This window comes from Vreelandella sulfidaeris Esulfide1 (genome assembly GCF_054072535.1).
Genome location: NZ_CM133364.1, coordinates 2,171,653 through 2,188,074, shown reverse-complemented (window position 1 = coordinate 2,188,074; position 16,422 = coordinate 2,171,653). Strand labels below are relative to the sequence as shown.

The window sequence follows — 16,422 nt, the reverse complement described above, 5'->3', positions numbered from 1 at the left end:
ATGGCGTCCATTATCGCATATCTACATAGGGGCAGTTTTCGTGCCCATCAACGAAAAGGCCTTCCTTGTTAAATCGATTCAGCCATCCAGGCGTTCGATGACCGTGGCAATGCCCTGGCCTACGCCGATACACATGGTCACCAGCGCATAACGACCGCCGGTCACTTCTAGCTGGCGCAGCGCCGTTAGCGCCAAGCGGGCACCTGAGGCACCCAGTGGGTGGCCAATAGCAATCGCACCGCCGTTGGCATTCAAACGCGGATCGTCGGCCGAGAGTCCCAGTTGCTGAACGCAACCGAGTACCTGAACCGCGAAGGCTTCGTTAATTTCAATCACGTCCATCTGGTCAAGGGTCAGACCCGCTCGGGCTAATGCCTTTTGCGAAGCGGGCACTGGACCCAGCCCCATCACGCGTGGCGGGACGCCTGCCACGGCGCTAGCTACAATACGCGCCCGCGGAGCGAGCCCGGCGCGCTCACCTGCTGAAAGAGAACCGACAATCATTGCCGCCGCGCCGTCGTTCAGCCCGGAGGCGTTACCTGCCGTTACCACACCGCCCTCAAACAGAGGCCCTAGCTTGGCCAGTTTATCTTCTGTGCTTCCGGGGCGAGGATGCTCATCTTTATCCACTAACAGAGGTGGCTGTTTGCGTCCCTGTGGCACCTCGACGCCAAACATCTCGCCATCGTAAAAGCCTGCGGCCAACGCCTGGGCATAGCGTGCCTGGGAACGGGCGGCAAAGGCGTCACTGGCATCGCGGCCGATGTTGAGGTCGTGGGCGATGTTATCTGCGGTTTCCGGCATGCTGTGGCTGCCGTACTCTTTAGCAATCCACGGGTTAGGGAAGCGTGAGCCAATGACGGTATCGTACATTGGCTGGTTTCGGGCGTAGGGCGAGTCTGCTTTGCCTAGTACGTAAGGCGCACGTGACATGGATTCAACACCGCCCGCCAAAAACAGCTTGCCTTCACCTAAACGTGCGGCGCGGGCAGCATCCATCATAGCGGCTAAGCCGCTACCGCACAGACGGTTGACGGTCTGGCCTGCTACCTCGATAGGCAGGCCCGCCAAGAGAGCACCGTGCCGTGCCACGTTACGCGAATCTTCACCCGCCTGGTTGGTACAACCTGCCAGCACTTCTTCATAGCTTTCTGGAGCAAAAGGGTTACGCGCCACCAGTGCTTTTAAGGTCAGGCCTAGCAGCTCGTCCGGGCGAATGGCCGCCAAACTGCCGCCATGGCGGCCAAAAGGGGTACGTAATCCGTCGTAAATATAGGCATCTTGCATCGTTATTCTCCTTTATTTGTGTAAACCCAAGCTGTGTTAGCTTGTTGGCCCGTCAGTGAGTGACATACCGAGCGCGGCGCGGCGGCGCAGCCACGGGCTGGGGCGGTAGCGGGGATCACCGGTGGCTTCCAGCAGATTATTAAGGATGGTCATGATGCGCGAAGCGCCGTAGTGGTCGCCCATGCGCAGCGGGCCAAACGGGTAGCCCAGGCCGAGCTCTACCGCACGGTTGATGGTGGCGGGTTCAGCGACCCCTTGCTGCGCGATATCGGCGCCGACGTTGACGATGCATGCCACCACCCGTTGCAGCACAAAACCGTTGCTGTCGTGAAGCTTGCTAACCGGCGTGCCATCGGCATTGAGCAGGCTAGCGGCGGCGTTAACCATTTCAGGAAGGGTAATCGGCGAGGCCATCAGGCTGCGGCGTTTATCTAGCCCGGCCAGCATATCAACCGCCACACACTGCTCTGCATTCAAGCCTTGGCGCAGGGCGCACGAAGTCGTGTCTTCACCCAACGGTGTGAGCAGGCAGAGCGCCTGCGAGGACGGCTGATCGGTACTTTCTAGCGGCCAGCCCGCGGTGTTAACCAATTCAGCTAGCTGGGCGGCGCTGTCAGGGTCGTCTTGGCTGATCCACACCGGACATGGGGAGGCCTGTGCAATGGCGGGCTCATCCGGCAGTTGCTGCTGGCCGTCTACATAGCGGTAAAAGCCTTCCCCGGTTTTGCGTCCCAATAAACCCGCCGTGAGGCGCTGGCGAGTGAGTGGGGAAGGGCGAAAGCGTGGCTCTTCATAGTATTGGTGATACACCGACTCCATCACCGCATGGGAAACATCCAGGCCGGTAAGGTCAAGCAGGGTAAAAGGGCCCATTCGGAAACCGCCCTGATCAACCATAATGCGGTCTATTGTGGCAGGGTCGGTCACGCTTTCGCTGAGAATTCGCAGCGCTTCGGTGCCAAAGGCGCGCCCGGCGTGATTCACGAGAAATCCCGGTGTGTCGGTGGCTTGCGCGGTAAAGTGGCCCATAGCGGCGCCCAGCGCATTGACTCGCTGGGTAACCTCGTCGTCAGTGCGCAGCCCAGGGATCACCTCTACGATTTTCATCAGAGGCACAGGATTAAAGAAATGAAAGCCAATCACTCGCTCTGGGTGCTGACAGGCAGCAGCAATTGCGGTTACCGAGAGGGAGGAGGTATTGGTCGCTAGCACGGCATCCTGGCTGACAATGCCTTCTAAATCGCTAAACAGCCCCTGTTTGGCTTCGAGTTTCTCGACGATCGCTTCGACCACGATATCGCAGGTAGCGAGGGCGTGTAGTTCTTGGGCTTCGACCAATCGCTCACTATATTGCTGTGCCTGTTCGCTAGTGATGCGCTGCTTTTCAGCACTTCTATGCCAAAGCCCATTAATAAAGCGCTGTGCCTCGCTGACCGCTCCCTCCTTGACGTCAAAAAGCATCACGTTAAGACCTGCCTGAGCGGCTAATTGGGCAATGCCGCGGCCCATGGCCCCGGTGCCCACAATGCCCAGTGTGGTAAAGGGAGACGGTGTTGATTCACTAGCCATATGCCAAATCCTCTCGGTTATTGGGCTTGTTATGCCTGCTTATTTGTTAGTTGTATTCTGCAGTGCAAAATACTGTTTCAATTATTGACTGCCATCCTAGGCTATGCAAAAGTGCCTGACAAGCAACGCGAGCGTTAATTTCGCATGGTGAAATAACGCCAGTTACGTTCGACTTTCACACGTACTCACGTGCTATTCCAACGATAAAAGCAGTCCTTTGCCACCAGGAGCCGTCATGATTCGTGATCCCGAATTGATCAATCAACTTGTAGATACTATCTCCCGCTTTGTCCGCGAGCGTTTGATTCCCAACGAAGCACGACTCGCCGAAGAGGATGCGGTGCCCCCCGAGATTCTGGCGGAAATGAAGGAGATGGGGCTATTCGGGCTATCGATTCCTGAAGAGTACGGCGGTCTCGGTCTCACTATGGAAGAGGAAGCCCTGGTGGCGATGGAAATCGGCAAGACCTCCCCGGCATTTCGTTCGGTGTTCGGTACCAATAACGGCATTGGGGCCCAGGGCATTCTGATTGATGGCACCGAGGAGCAGAAAGCCAAATATGTGCCGCGCCTGGCCACTGGCGAGATACTCAGCTCATTCTGCCTGACCGAACCGGATTCAGGCTCCGATGCGGCCAGCCTACGCACCACGGCCGTACGCGATGGCGATCACTACATTTTGAACGGCACCAAGCGTTATATCACCAACGGGCCCGAAGCCGACCTGTTTACCGTGATGGCGCGTACCGACCCTGAGAATAAAGGGGCGGGGGGTATTTCTGCGTTTATTGTTGAGGGCAATACGCCCGGCTTGGTGCGCGGCCCGGCGGATAACAAGATGGGTCAGAAAGGAGCGCATACCTGCGACATTATTTTTGATAACTGCCGCGTGCCCGCTGAAAACATCATTGGCGGCAAAGAAGGACAGGGTTTCAAGACGGCCATGAAAGTACTCGACCGCGGGCGTCTGCATATTTCGGCGGTCTGTGTGGGGGTGGCGGAACGCCTGGTGGATGAATCATTACGCTACACCATGGAGCGCAAGCAGTTCGGTGCTGCGTTGTCTGAGCATCAGTTGATTCAGGCGATGTTGGCGGACAGCAAAACTGAAGCCTACGCTGGCAAAACCATGGTGATGGACGCCGCGCGGCGCAAGGATGACGGTGAAAATGTTTCTACACTGGCCTCCTGCTGCAAGCTGTTCTGCGCCGAAATGGTGGGCCGGGTGGCCGACCGCGCGGTGCAGGTTCACGGTGGCGCGGGCTATATGTCTGAATATGCCGTTGAGCGCTTTTATCGCGATGTTCGACTGTTCCGTATTTATGAAGGAACGACCCAAATTCAGCAGTTGGTAATCGCCCGGAATATGGTGCGGGAGGCGTCCTGATGGCTTTGTCGGTTTCCTATCAAGCACCGGACGAGAATATTTTTGGGCGCCTCGCCAGTGAACTGGTGGCGGAACTACCCGAGCGGTTAAGTACCCGCGTGCTGGAAAATGCCAAGCGTCTAGCGGACCAGCCCGCCCTGGTGGATGGCACCGTTCGCTGGAATTACGCCGAGCTGGGGCAAGAGATCCATGCCGCCTGTCAGTGGTTAACCTCTCTGAACGTGCGTCCCGGCGACCGTATTATGACGGTCAGTGAAAACTGCCGTGCGCTGGTGGTGCTGCTGTTGGCTGCCAGTGAAATGGATGTTTGGGTCGCGATTGTGAATTCGCGCCTCTCCGCCCAGGAAGTGGATTTGATCCAGGACAACTGCCTGCCGCGCCGGGTTTTTTATACCTGCGAAGCCTCCCAAGAGGCGGCCCAGCATGCCGAGCGACATGTCGCCGACCGCTATCAGCATCCGCAGTTGGGCGGTTTGGCGATCTCACCGCTATTTGATAGCGAGCCAGAGCCTGTCCATGCCAGCGGTGCTGAGCAGGTCGCGGCAATGATCTACACATCAGGCACCACCGGCACCCCCAAAGGTGTCATGCTCACCCACCGCGGCATTCTGTATATCGCGTCGATTTCCGGCGGCATGCGCCACCTAAGCGAAGGGCAACGGGTGTATGGCGTGCTGCCCATGTCCCACGTGTTTGGCCTCTCATCTGTCTGCATGGGGTCGCTGTATAATGGTGCTTGCCTGTATACCGTACCGCGCTTTGAAGCAGCCCATCTGCTGGCAACGCTGAAAGAGGAGCGCATTACCGTACTGCAGGGTGTGCCTGCCATGTATGCACGTGCTTTGGAGTATCTGAAGCGCGAACAGCGCGCGTTGGAAGCGCCTGCGCTTATCTATATCTCTGCAGGCGGTTCGCCCCTGGACAGTGATACCAAAATTCGCGTGGAAGCCGCCTTCGGCTTAACGCTGCACAATGGCTACGGGCTCACCGAAGCCAGCCCCACTATTAGCCAAACGCGTATCGAAGATCGCCACACCAGCAGCACCGTTGGCCGTGTGCTGCCGCTGTTGGAGTATCGATTAGAGCCGCTGGGTAGTAGCGGTACCGCCGAAAACGCGGGCGAAGAAATCGGTGAGTTGTGGGTGCGTGGCCCCAATATTATGAAGGGTTACTTCCGCCAGCCTGAGGCCACCCGCGCCAGCTTAACTGAGGATGGCTGGCTCAATACCGGCGATATCGCCAAGCTGGATCATGACGATCAGCTCTACATCGTCGGGCGCAGTAAAGAGCTGATTATTCGCTCAGGCTTTAATATCTACCCGCCGGATGTGGAAGCGGTGATCAATGAGCATCCGGCGGTGACCTTAACCGCGGTGGTGGGGCGTCAAGTAGCAGGCAATGAAGAAGTCGTTGCTTTTGTGCAGTGTGAGCCGGGTTTTGAGGTCGATATGGCTGAGCTTAAAGCGTTTATCGCCGAGCGTTTGGCGCCTTACAAAAGACCTACCCAAATCGTATTAATGGATGCTCTGCCTTCTACTGCCAGCGGCAAGATTCTCAAGGGGCGGCTGCGCGATTTGGCGCAGCAGGAGAGCGCTTTATGAGCGAAACAGACAGCGCTAACGCCACCAACCCCCAGGCACTGATGGGCTACCACGAATTGCTGGGCATGCACATGGTGGAGTGGGAGGAAGGGCGTGCAGTAGTGGAGTTGACCATTGAGTCGAAGCACCTTAACCGTAGCGGCAATGTGCACGGTGGCGTGTTGGCCTCGATGCTGGATAGCGCGCTGAGTCTGGCGGGGCTGCATTGTGAAGTGCCGGGTAATATTCGCCGGGGCATGACGCTATCACTCACCACTACGTTTGTTGGGCCTGCCAAGCAAGGCGTGTTGCGGGCAACGGGCACGCTGCGCGGAGGTGGCCAAAAAACCTACATGTCCAACGGTGAGATCGTTGATGAGCAGGGCAATCTAGTGGCCATGGGAGAAGGTTCGTTTCGCCGCCGCAGCGCCAGCGAATCATCGCAAGGCGTTCCCGACCCTCAGTTGAGAGAGCTTACCGAGTGAGCCAAGCCCGCCTGCGGGTTTCCTGCTTATTGCTGGTTACGCTGGCCACGCTGATTCATTTGGTGGGTGGCAGCGTGGCGTGGCAAGCCGCGGGTATTGGAGCGCTGCTGCTCTACTTGATTACGCTAAAAGGGCAACTTACCCGGATGGCCAAAGGGTTGCTGCTCGCTGCGGGCGCACTAACGCTATTAGCCCTTTGGCGTTCACCATCGCCGGGTCTGCTGCTGTTTGAGGCGAGCGGGCGTTTCGCCTTTTTTGCCACCTTTGTGGTGGCGCTTAGTATGCTGCGCTTGCCTGCCTATCGCTCACGCTTAGTGCGCCGCTGTGGGCAGAGCATGCTGCTTCAGCCCCCCAGCCGCCGCTACCCCATTTTATCGTTGGGCTCTGCACTGTTTGGCATCATTCTCAATATTGGCGTGTTGAATTTGTTTGCCGGCATGATCGAGAAGAGCAACACCCTAAGTGCGGCCCAGGGGCGCGCCTGGGTGCAAACGGCCCGCCAGCGCCGCATGATGCTGGCGCTACTGCGTGGATTCTCTCTGGCGCCGCTGATTTCCCCCATGGGCATCGGGGTGGCCGTGGTGCTATCTAGCCTTCCCCAAGTCACTTGGCTACAGCTGGCACCCTATATTCTAGGGGCTGCCGGGCTGATTTTTATGGCGGGGTGGGCGGTAGATTTTCTCACCGGACCGCACCCTCCTGCTCATAAAGCCCGGATAGCCGCGCCCTCGCTACGCCCGTTGGCCCACTTCAGCGTGCTGCTGCTTGCGATTGTGGCGCTGGTATTTAGCATTGCCTGGATTTTGCAGCTGCGCTTGCCGATTGCCGCGCTGTTAGGCGCCCCCACAGGGGCGTTGATATGGCTTGCCTGGCAGCGTCGCAGGCTGGGCTATGGTGGAGTGCCCGCAGCGGTGACGACCATGCATCGCCAACTGCCCTGGCTGCTTTTGCCCAGTGCCAATGAAATCGTGGTGCTGGGGGCAGCAGGCTATCTGGGGCATTTATGCGTGGGCTTGGTGGATACCCAGCAGCTCGCGCCGCTGCTTGTGGTGTTAAACCCGTGGGGCGCTTTTAATGCCGTGCTGGCTATGCTGATGGTGGTGGGGCTTGCCCAGGTAGGCATCAATCCTATCGTTACGGTAACCTTGCTGGTGGGGTTGCTGCCAACGCTAGGTATTGAAGGGCTCTCGCCTGCGCTAATCGGTGCATCCTTAATGGTGGGTTGGGCGCTGGCGCTGATGTCCTCGCCTATGACTGCCTCAATGTTGATTTTGTCGCGCTTTACCGGTGTGCCTGCCCAACAGATTGGTTACCGCTGGAATGGTAGATTTCTGTTAGCCTCAATCCCCTTACTGGCAGCATGGTTTGCTTGGTCACCGTTTTAATAGACCGCAACAAAAGGAAGCCTTGACCTTTGCATGACGTTTTTTTATTGTATCGATCATAAAATGAAATAATATTTTGCTATGCGAAATAAAGAGCGGGCTAGTTTATTAGAGATGTTTAAGTACTCGGAGCATGCCTTATGAAAATTCTCGTCGCGGTAAAACGCGTCATCGACTACAACGTCAAAATCCGTGTTAAAGCGGACCACTCGGACGTTGACCTGACCAATGTCAAAATGGCCATGAACCCCTTCTGCGAAATTGCTGTGGAAGAAGCGGTGCGCCTGAAAGAGAAGAGTGCCGCCACGGAAGTGGTCGCCGTCACGGTCGGGCCCAAAGCCGCCCAAGAGCAGCTGCGTACCGCGTTGGCGCTGGGCGCGGACCGCGCGATCCATATCGAAACCGACGAACGCGTGGAATCGCTGGCGGTCGCCAAGCTGTTGGCCAAGGTCGTCGAAGAAGAACAGCCCGGCCTGGTGATCCTGGGTAAACAGGCGATCGACACTGACAACAACCAAACGGGCCAGATGCTCGCTGCGCTGACCAACCTGCCCCAGGGCACCTTTGCCTCGGAAGTAGCGGTCGATGGAGACACGGTTAACGTCACCCGAGAAATCGACGGCGGCCTGCAAACCGTGGCACTCACGCTGCCCGCGATCGTCACCACCGACCTACGCCTTAACGAGCCGCGCTACGCCAAACTGCCGGACATTATGAAGGCCAAGAAAAAGCCGCTGGACGTTAAAACCCCCGCCGATTACGGCGTCGAGGTAGCGTCCAAGGTCACGTTGCTCAAGGTGGAATCGCCCGCCGAGCGTAAAGGCGGTATCAAAGTGGCCTCGGTAGACGAGCTGATCGACAAACTGAAAAACGAAGCCAAGGTGCTTTAATAGGAGCTGATCTCATGAGCATTCTGGTACTTGCCGACCTCCATGAAGGCCAACTGGCCGGCGCCACCGCCCACGTGGTCGCCGCCGCTCAGGCCATCGGTGGTGAAATTGATATTCTGGTCGCCGGCGACGGCGTCCAGGCAGCGGCAGACGCCGCCGCAAAACTCGACGGCGTCAACAAAGTACGCGTTGCCGATAACGCCGTATACGCCCACCAGCTCGCTGAGCCCATGGGCGCGCTGTTGGTCGAACTGGCCGATGGCTATACCCACGTGCTGGCCAGCGCCTCCACCACCGGCAAAAACGTCCTGCCGCGCCTCGCCGCGTTGAAAGACGTCAGCCAACTGTCGGACGTGCTGGGCGTCGAAAGTGCCGACACCTTCCTGCGCCCGATCTACGCCGGCAACGCCATTGCCACGGTCAAAAGCGACGACACGCTGAAAGTGATCACCGTGCGGACCACCGGCTTCGATGCGGTGGGTACCAGTGGTAGCGCTACGATTGAAGCGGTGGATTTCGTCGCTGACAACAGCCAGTCCCGCTTCGTCAAAGAAGAGCTGGCCCAGAGCGATCGTCCGGAACTTGGCGGTGCCAAGGTGGTGATCTCCGGTGGACGCGGCATGGGTAACGGCGACAACTTCAAACTGCTCGACGGCATTGCCGACAAGCTGGGCGCCGCCATCGGTGCTTCCCGCGCGGCGGTCGACGCAGGCTTTGTGCCCAACGACATGCAGGTCGGTCAGACCGGTAAGATCGTCGCACCCGACCTGTACATTGCGGTAGGCATCAGCGGGGCGATTCAGCACCTGGCGGGCATGAAGGATTCAAAAGTGATCGTCGCCATCAACAAAGACGACGAAGCGCCCATCTTCCAAGTCGCCGACTATGGCCTGGTGGGGGATTTGTTCGAGATTCTGCCGGAGCTTGAAAGTAAGTTGTAAAAGCTCCCTAAAAGCCCCGAAAGGGGCTTTTTTCGCTTATAGCTTTTAAAAATAATTAGCGAACCACCTATGCTAACCCAACTGACTGCCTCAACGACGCTGCCGGTCATCGGCTCTCCGATGTTTATTGTCTCTGGGCCTGAGCTGGTGATTGCCCAGTGTCAGGCGGGCATTATTGGCGCTTTTCCCGCGCTAAACGCTCGGCCTGCAGAAGTGCTTCGGGAGTGGCTGCAGCAGATTACCAATACGCTGGCCGACTATAACGCTCGGCATCCGCAGCAGCCAGCCGCACCGTTTGCGGTGAACCAGATCGTGCACCCGACCAATGACCGTCTTGACCATGATGTGGCGCTATGCGCCGAATTTAAGGTGCCGTTGATCATCACCAGCTTGCACGCGCCCAACCGGGTGGTCGAGCAGGTACACGCCTATGGCGGCCTAGTGTTTCACGACGTGACCACGCTAAGGCACGCTAAAAAAGCCATCGATGCCGGGGTGGATGGGCTGATTTTGGTGTGCCAAGGGGCTGGCGGCCATGCGGGACGGCTCAACCCCTTCGCTTTTGTGGCAGAGGTTCGGCAATTTTACGATGGCCCGCTGGTGCTGGCGGGGGCGATTACCAAAGGCGAGCAGATCGCCGCCGCTCAGGCGCTGGGCGCAGACATGGTGTATATGGGCACGCGCTTTATTGCCACCCAGGAAGCCAATGCCCAGACTGCTTACAAGCAGATGGTGCTGGAAGCCGCTGCGGGGGATATCGTCTATACCAACCTGTTTACCGGTGTGCACGGTAACTACCTGCGCCAAAGTATTGAGCTGGCAGGGCTGGACCCGGAGGCACTGCCTGAGGGCGACAAAAGCGCCATGCGCTATGGCTCAGGCGGAAGCAGCAAGGCAAAAGCATGGCGGGATATTTGGGGTGCAGGGCAGGGCGTCGGTGGCATTACCACGCTCAACAGCGTGGCCGATGAAGTCGCCACGCTGCGCGCCGATTATCAAAAATCGTTGGATCAGTTACGGCGGCGGTGACGAAAGGCGGCTACGCGGGCGTGAAAATCATCCGTGGCCTTGCACTCATCCTGCAGCGCGCCTTCAAGCGTTAGGGTGTCTTCAAGCGACAGGTTCGCCGCTTGCCGCATGGCCCGTTTCGTCGACCCCAGCGCCTGGGGGGATTGAGCTACCAGGGCCTGTGCCAGCGCTCGTGCTTCCGCTAACACCTGATCATCTTCCACCGCCCGGTTGGCCAAGCCCAGTGCCACGCAACGCTCGGCGTCGATGGGGGTGGCCAGCGCTGCCATCTCAAAGGCTTGGGCATGACCAAGCTTGCGTACCAAATGCCAGCAAGCGCCGCCGTCGGGAATCAAGCCAATATTGATAAAGGCCAGTTTCAAGTAAGCCGAGCGGCCCATGACCACCATATCGCTGGCCAGCACATAAGAAACGCCCATCCCCGCTGCAGCACCGCTAACCGCGGCGATCACAGGCTTTTCCATGGTCATCATGCTGCGGAGTGCTGGGAGGAAAAGGGTAGCCAGCCGCTCGCTGGCGGGCTGCGTGGAGGCCTTTTCGAACTCCGCTAAATCGGCACCGGCACAAAAAGCGCTACCTTCCCCGCTGAGGATCACGCAGCGAACCTGCGGGTCAGCCGCCACGGTGGCTAATGCTTCGTTCAGTGCAAGAGCTGTGGGCTCGTTGAGCGCATTGCGCACCGCTGGGCGCGCAATGATTATTTCGGCAACACCCTCCTCGGTGTGTTCAGCCCGCACTAACGGCGTTGCTTCACTTGGCATGCTCTGCTCCTTAGGCGGCGTCTAGCTGATCACTCACCGTCTCAAGGTGATAATCGCTATCGCCCAGATAGTGATCAAACATCACCAGATGTTTGGCGTAGTGGGCCACGTAGCACTCTTCGGTCATACCCATGCCGCCATGAAGCTGAATGGCCTGTTCCGCAATAAAACGTGCGGACTCGCCGCAGTAAGCCTTGGCCGCGGCGATTTTATAGTCCCGCTCGTCAGCAGGCAGCGAGACGCTGGTGGCGGCGAGAATCGCCATGGAGCGCGACTGCTCCAGGTGAAGGTGCATATCCACCATGCGGTGTTGGAGTGCTTGGAACGTGGCCAGCGGAAGGCCAAATTGCTTACGCTCTTTTAAATACGCTAAGGTTTGGTCGCAGGCGGTTTCCATAGCCCCGATTGCCTCGGCGCACAGCGCGGCACGGCCAAGGGCTAGTACTTGTGCAAGGGCATCGCTTACGTCTTCACTTAGGCAGTGATCTAGCGGCAGGGGCACATTATTCAGCGTTAGGTCACCGGCGGGCTGGTCATCCATGGTGCGATATGTCCGTAATGCAACGCCTTGGGTATCTGCAGGTACGATAAATAGACCTAACTTGCCGCTGGGCAGTTGGGCGGACACTAACGTGGCGGCGGCATTGCTCAGGTTCATCACCACATCTTTGCGGCCGTTAAGCTGCCATTGGCCATCTTGCTGGCGCGCTTGGGTCGAAATATCGAAAGCGTCATAGCGGGCGCTATGCTCTTGCCAAGCCAGAGCGAGCTGATGCTCTCCCTCTAACAAAGGGGCCAGCCAGCGTTCCTGCTGTGCTGGATTGGCGCATATTGCAAGCAGTTGACCCGGCATGACCAAACCATATAAGTAGGCTTCCGGCACTAAGCCGCGTCCCAACGCCTGCATAATGATCATTAAGTCAGTGCCGTCGCCGCCCAGCCCGCCTACGTCTTCGCTAAACGGCATGTGTAGCAGGCCCAGCTCGGCAAAGGTGCGCCATAGTGGGCTGGCCTCTTGGGCCGACGCTTCCAGCATGGCGCGACGCTGCTCGGGAGAAACCTGGTCGGCCACCAAGCGGGTAAGCGTTTCTTCGAGCATGCGCTGCTCGTCGGTGAGTGCAAAATCCATGGTGACTCCCTTACATACCTAAAATAGTTTTGGCGACGATGCTCTTCTGGATTTCGTTGGCGCCGCCATAAATCGACAGCTTGCGACGATTAAAATATTGGGCGCTGGCGGCAGCCCCTTGGGCGTAGTCATCATCCAGTGCTTCATCACCATGGAGAAACTCGGGGAAGAACGGCAGGGCAGCAGGCCCAAGCGCACGGCGAGTGAGCTCGCTGATCTCCTGGCGAAGCTCTGAGCCACGTACTTTTAGCAGAGAGCTTTCAGCGCCGGGTACACCGCCATCCCGCGCTGCGGCAATAACACGTAGGTTGGTGACCTCCAGCGCCATCAGCTCAAGCTCGGCTTTGACCACCCGTTGGCGAAAGCTGGGTAGCGATAAAAGCGGTTTGCCGCGATGCTGTGCGCGGGAAGCGAGGGACTTCAAATGGCGCAGCGCCTGTTTGGCGTGGCCAAGCCCGGCAATGCCGGTACGCTCGTGGGTGAGCAGGAATTTGGCACAGGTCCACCCTTGTCCCTCTTCACCAACGCGGTTTTCTACCGGTACGCGCACATTATCAAGAAACACCTCGTTGACTTCATGGGCACCGTCGAGGGTGATAATCGGCCGTACGGTAATGCCGGGTGTCTGCATATCAATCAGCAAAAAGCTGATACCCGCCTGCTTTTTCGCGTGGGGGTCGGTGCGCACCAAACAGAACATCATGTTGGCGTGCTGGCCCAGGGTGGTCCAAGTTTTCTGCCCGTTGACGATGTAGTGGTCGCCATCGCGAACGGCGCGGGTAGATAAACCGGCCAAATCCGAGCCAGCACCCGGTTCGGAATAGCCTTGGCACCACCAATCCTGGTTATTAAGAATGCGCGGCAGGTAGTGCTGTTGTTGCTCTATACTGCCAAATTTCATGATGACCGGCGCGACCATATTCACGCCAAAGGGCACTACCGTGGGGGCGTGAGCGGCAGCGCACTCTTCATCGAAGATATGTCGCTGCACGGGCCCCCAGCCTGGGCCACCATGTTCGGTAGGCCAGTTGGCGGCGAGCCACCCTTGTTCGCTGAGAATATTCTGCCAGCGCAGGTGGTCATCGGCGCGTAGATGTCGGCCAAGACGCACTTGCTCACGGATATCGCTGGGCAAGGCGTCGGCTAAAAATCGGCGGACTTCCTCGCGGAATGCCTGCTCTTCAGGGCTAAACGTCAGGTTCATGAATGGGCATCCTTGGAGGGCGTCGTTTCGTGAGTGGATGACAGGGTGGCTTGGCGGTGCGGCCCGCCCAGGTGGCGGGGGTAGCCCAGTGCTTCAACCGCCAGCAGATCAATATCGCTCTCGCGGTAGCAGGCACCTTGCTGCACTAATGTCAGACTCGCTTGTTCCAGGGCTGACTGAACGTCGTTAGCGGACGCTTGCTCGGTGGCGTTATAAAGCGTGTTCAGCACACCATGAGACTGAGTCACCACGACATTGGCCCGCAGGCCTTTAAGCGTTAGTGCTACCCGCTGCTGATCGGTTGCGCTGGCGCTGTGATTGACCAGCTCATGGAAGGGGCCACGCTCGGCAAGTACGAGGCTGAGGGGCGTGGTTGGCGGGCTTTCGGTCAATGTCTGCAGCGCTACGGTCATGGCTTGAGATGGACTGGCGCTGGCATCTTCGCCAGGGGCAAGCAAGCACAGCTCGGTGTTAGCGGCCGGCGTTTGGGTCAGCGTTAGTTCGGCGCGCTGGGCAGCCTGCTGCCACTTGTCGAAGAGCGGGTGTTCACCGATGAGGGCGATATTCTTAAAAGGCTCAGCGTTGTCTACGCCGGGCACCACGTGTGGATTTCTGGCGGCAAAAAAGAGGTGAATCAGCCCAGCGCGCTGCGGGGAGTCCATGCAGGCCAGAAAGAGTTCACGCTCACGGCGTAAACCCTCTTCCAGCGATGCCGCTTTTGTGCAGGCCTCAATGGCTTCCACAATGCGAAACGGTGAAAACAGTTCGGGTGCGTTGGTTTCAAGCTGTTCTTGCATGAAGGCAATGGCTTGGGGATTAGACTCTGGGGCAGGTATCCGTCCGGTGATACGTGTCTGCTGTTGTCCCGCTAAGACCGCTTGAGCCGCTGCTAACCCTGCCTCCAGGGGCGTTTGCTCATCGCTGATCGCATCGATAATGCCGATCTCAAGCGCTTCATCGGCTTCTACAAAGCGCCCGCTGGTAATGATTTCTAAAGATCTTTCTACACCTACCAAACGGGGTAGTCGCTGGGTGCCGCCTGCGCCAGGCAGTAAGCCAAGCTTTACTTCCGGCAAGCCGACGCGGGTGCCTGTCAGCGCGACGCGATAGTGGCAACCCAGCGCAACTTCCAGGCCGCCGCCAAGCGCGGTGCCATGTAGCGATGCAATTAACGGTTTAGAGCACGCCTCTAGCTGTGAAATCACGTCGGGCAGTAGCGGCGCTTGGGGAGGCTTACCAAACTCTCGTATGTCGGCGCCGGCAATAAACGTTCGCCCCTCAGCCATCACTACCAGTGCTTTGGCCTGCTGATCGGCTAACCCCTCTTCTAGGGCACTGACTAAGCCGCTACGTACCGCTTGGCCCAGCGCATTGACGGGCGGATTAGCGATGCTGATGACGCCGACTTCACCATGTCGCTGGTAGTGAACACTCATAGTGGCTCCCAAGATTCGCAATATGAAATGATAATTTGTTGTTTGGAATAGGCCGATGATGGCGAAAGTTACCAATAGAGTCAATAATTCAAAACGGCATTCTGCAATGCGAAACTAGCTGGCTAAACAAAAGGCCGCACTAAGGCGGCCTTTACCGGTTGGGCGCTCTATCGTTTGGCCAAGTGTTTTAAAAAACGGGGTTAAGCCCCGCGTCTTCCAGCGCAGCCCGTCGCGTTTCCATCCAGCCGTCGACAAATGCTGCTTCATCATCGGGTGCATCCGCTTGATAGGCGTCCCAAGTAGCCTTGAGCAATGCCTGGCGATCAATCAGATCACTTTGATGCGCGTCCATGGCTTCAGTCCAAATTCCTTTGTCGCGGTAATAGTCGACAACCTCATCATGGAAAGGAACGACCCAGGTCATGTCCTGATTTTCCAAAGCATACCCCTTGGCACCAGGTGCGTTGTCCTTATAAGCATCGAAGGACTCGACCAATGTGGTGATTAACCCGCGTACCGTGTCGGGTGCCAAGTCAGCGTTGCTGACCATAATGGGGTAAGGGTAGCTAGCGCTGGCAAGCGGCTGGTCTGCGTCAATCCCCGCCCCGGACGTGACGTCATGGGGCTGAAAGTAGGGGGCTGTCTCAAGCATGCGTGCCCAGCCTGCTTCATCATCAGAGGGCAGCTCTGGCCACTGCAGGCCGCGGGGGCTGGCGGCCAATCGTTGGGCGGCGGGAGTGACTGTGGTGGTAATCGCTGCGTCGGCGCGGCCGCTGATAATCCCGTCGAAGGCGGCGTTGTAGCCGGGGAAATCGACGCGCTCCACGTCATCCCAGGTCAAACCTGCAAATGCCAGGTAGGCTTCGGCGGCTTTATTCAGCGCATCGTCGCCACGCAAGTAGGCCAGTCGTTTGCCCTCCAGGTCGGCGATGCCATCAAGTTCGACATCCCCCGCCACGGCCATGCCCAAGCCAAAGCTGGCCAAGGAGGTTGATATAACGCGAATGGGTTGCGGCCCCCAATCAGGGCGGGCAAACATCATCACACCTTCTGAGCCGTAGTAACTGGCGATGCCGCAGGCGCATAGATCCACGCGGCCTGTCTTAAGAGGCGTCATGCGCATGGTGTCATTTTCACCCGGGATGACTCGGGACTGCGTGCCATGCTCGGCTTGTAGCAATTGGCTGATCGCCATGATTTGCGCATTGCCGCTGGTGCCGGTGCCGTAAGCGGTCCAATTCAGCGTGGGTGGCATAGCGCTGGCCTGACTGGTGATGAGCAGGCCAGCCGCTAAGCTGCTTATGACGAGGGAGGGTGTTGTTTTTGTACGCATAGATTC

General features: G+C 58.1%; 14 protein-coding genes. 7 read left to right on the top strand and 7 right to left on the bottom strand.

Annotated elements, in window-relative coordinates; translation table 11 throughout:
* Positions 1-78: 78 nt before the first annotated feature.
* Positions 79-1,287 carry a 3-oxoadipyl-CoA thiolase gene (locus ACW44H_RS10255; protein ID WP_457504372.1) on the bottom strand — a complete coding sequence of 403 codons (1,209 nt, stop codon included), beginning with the start codon at positions 1,285-1,287 and terminating at the stop codon, positions 79-81.
* 36 nt (positions 1,288-1,323) lie between these two features.
* Positions 1,324-2,856, bottom strand: a complete 1,533-nt coding sequence (locus tag ACW44H_RS10250; RefSeq protein ID WP_457504371.1) for a 3-hydroxyacyl-CoA dehydrogenase — start codon at positions 2,854-2,856, stop codon at positions 1,324-1,326.
* Between the two features lie 235 nt (positions 2,857-3,091).
* Between ACW44H_RS10250 and ACW44H_RS10245 the strand changes: the two genes are divergently transcribed.
* The 7 genes from ACW44H_RS10245 (at position 3,092) to ACW44H_RS10215 (ending at position 10,553) form a co-directional block, all read left to right on the top strand.
* Positions 3,092-4,243 carry an acyl-CoA dehydrogenase family protein gene (locus ACW44H_RS10245; protein ID WP_447044313.1) on the top strand — a complete coding sequence of 384 codons (1,152 nt, stop codon included), beginning with the start codon at positions 3,092-3,094 and terminating at the stop codon, positions 4,241-4,243.
* Positions 4,243-5,844 carry a class I adenylate-forming enzyme family protein gene (locus ACW44H_RS10240; protein WP_457504370.1) on the top strand — a complete coding sequence of 534 codons (1,602 nt, stop codon included), beginning with the start codon at positions 4,243-4,245 and terminating at the stop codon, positions 5,842-5,844. The genes ACW44H_RS10245 and ACW44H_RS10240 overlap by 1 nt, the downstream gene beginning before the upstream one ends.
* Positions 5,841-6,308 (top strand): PaaI family thioesterase, encoded by a 468-nt coding sequence (locus ACW44H_RS10235; RefSeq protein WP_457504369.1) that lies wholly within the window; start codon positions 5,841-5,843, stop codon positions 6,306-6,308. Before ACW44H_RS10240 ends, ACW44H_RS10235 begins: the two co-directional genes overlap by 4 nt.
* The gene (locus tag ACW44H_RS10230) at positions 6,305-7,693 is read left to right on the top strand and encodes a hypothetical protein (RefSeq protein ID WP_457504367.1); all 1,389 of its coding nucleotides are present in this window, start codon (positions 6,305-6,307) and stop codon (positions 7,691-7,693) included. Before ACW44H_RS10235 ends, ACW44H_RS10230 begins: the two co-directional genes overlap by 4 nt.
* A gap of 140 nt (positions 7,694-7,833) precedes the next feature.
* Positions 7,834-8,583 (top strand): electron transfer flavoprotein subunit beta/FixA family protein, encoded by a 750-nt coding sequence (locus tag ACW44H_RS10225; protein WP_457504365.1) that lies wholly within the window; start codon positions 7,834-7,836, stop codon positions 8,581-8,583.
* 14 nt (positions 8,584-8,597) lie between these two features.
* A complete protein-coding gene (locus tag ACW44H_RS10220) occupies positions 8,598-9,524 on the top strand; it encodes an electron transfer flavoprotein subunit alpha/FixB family protein (RefSeq protein WP_457504364.1) in 927 nt (308 codons plus the stop codon).
* 69 nt (positions 9,525-9,593) lie between these two features.
* Complete coding sequence (locus tag ACW44H_RS10215) at positions 9,594-10,553, top strand: NAD(P)H-dependent flavin oxidoreductase (RefSeq protein ID WP_457504362.1); 960 nt, start codon at positions 9,594-9,596, stop codon at positions 10,551-10,553.
* Here ACW44H_RS10215 and ACW44H_RS10210 read toward each other — a convergent pair.
* From ACW44H_RS10210 to ACW44H_RS10190, 5 genes are all read right to left on the bottom strand, one after another.
* Positions 10,535-11,314, bottom strand: a complete 780-nt coding sequence (locus tag ACW44H_RS10210) for an enoyl-CoA hydratase/isomerase family protein (protein WP_457504361.1) — start codon at positions 11,312-11,314, stop codon at positions 10,535-10,537. The genes ACW44H_RS10215 and ACW44H_RS10210 overlap by 19 nt on opposite strands.
* 10 nt (positions 11,315-11,324) lie before the next feature.
* Complete coding sequence (locus tag ACW44H_RS10205; protein WP_457504359.1) at positions 11,325-12,443, bottom strand: acyl-CoA dehydrogenase family protein; 1,119 nt, start codon at positions 12,441-12,443, stop codon at positions 11,325-11,327.
* Positions 12,444-12,453: 10 nt separating this feature from the next.
* Positions 12,454-13,647 carry an acyl-CoA dehydrogenase family protein gene (locus ACW44H_RS10200; protein ID WP_457504358.1) on the bottom strand — a complete coding sequence of 398 codons (1,194 nt, stop codon included), beginning with the start codon at positions 13,645-13,647 and terminating at the stop codon, positions 12,454-12,456.
* Positions 13,644-15,083, bottom strand: a complete 1,440-nt coding sequence (locus ACW44H_RS10195) for an enoyl-CoA hydratase/isomerase family protein (protein ID WP_457504356.1) — start codon at positions 15,081-15,083, stop codon at positions 13,644-13,646. Before ACW44H_RS10195 ends, ACW44H_RS10200 begins: the two co-directional genes overlap by 4 nt.
* A gap of 187 nt (positions 15,084-15,270) precedes the next feature.
* On the bottom strand, positions 15,271-16,416 hold the full coding sequence (locus ACW44H_RS10190) for a TAXI family TRAP transporter solute-binding subunit (protein ID WP_457504354.1): 1,146 nt from the start codon (positions 16,414-16,416) through the stop codon (positions 15,271-15,273).
* Between the last annotated feature and the right edge of the window lie 6 nt (positions 16,417-16,422).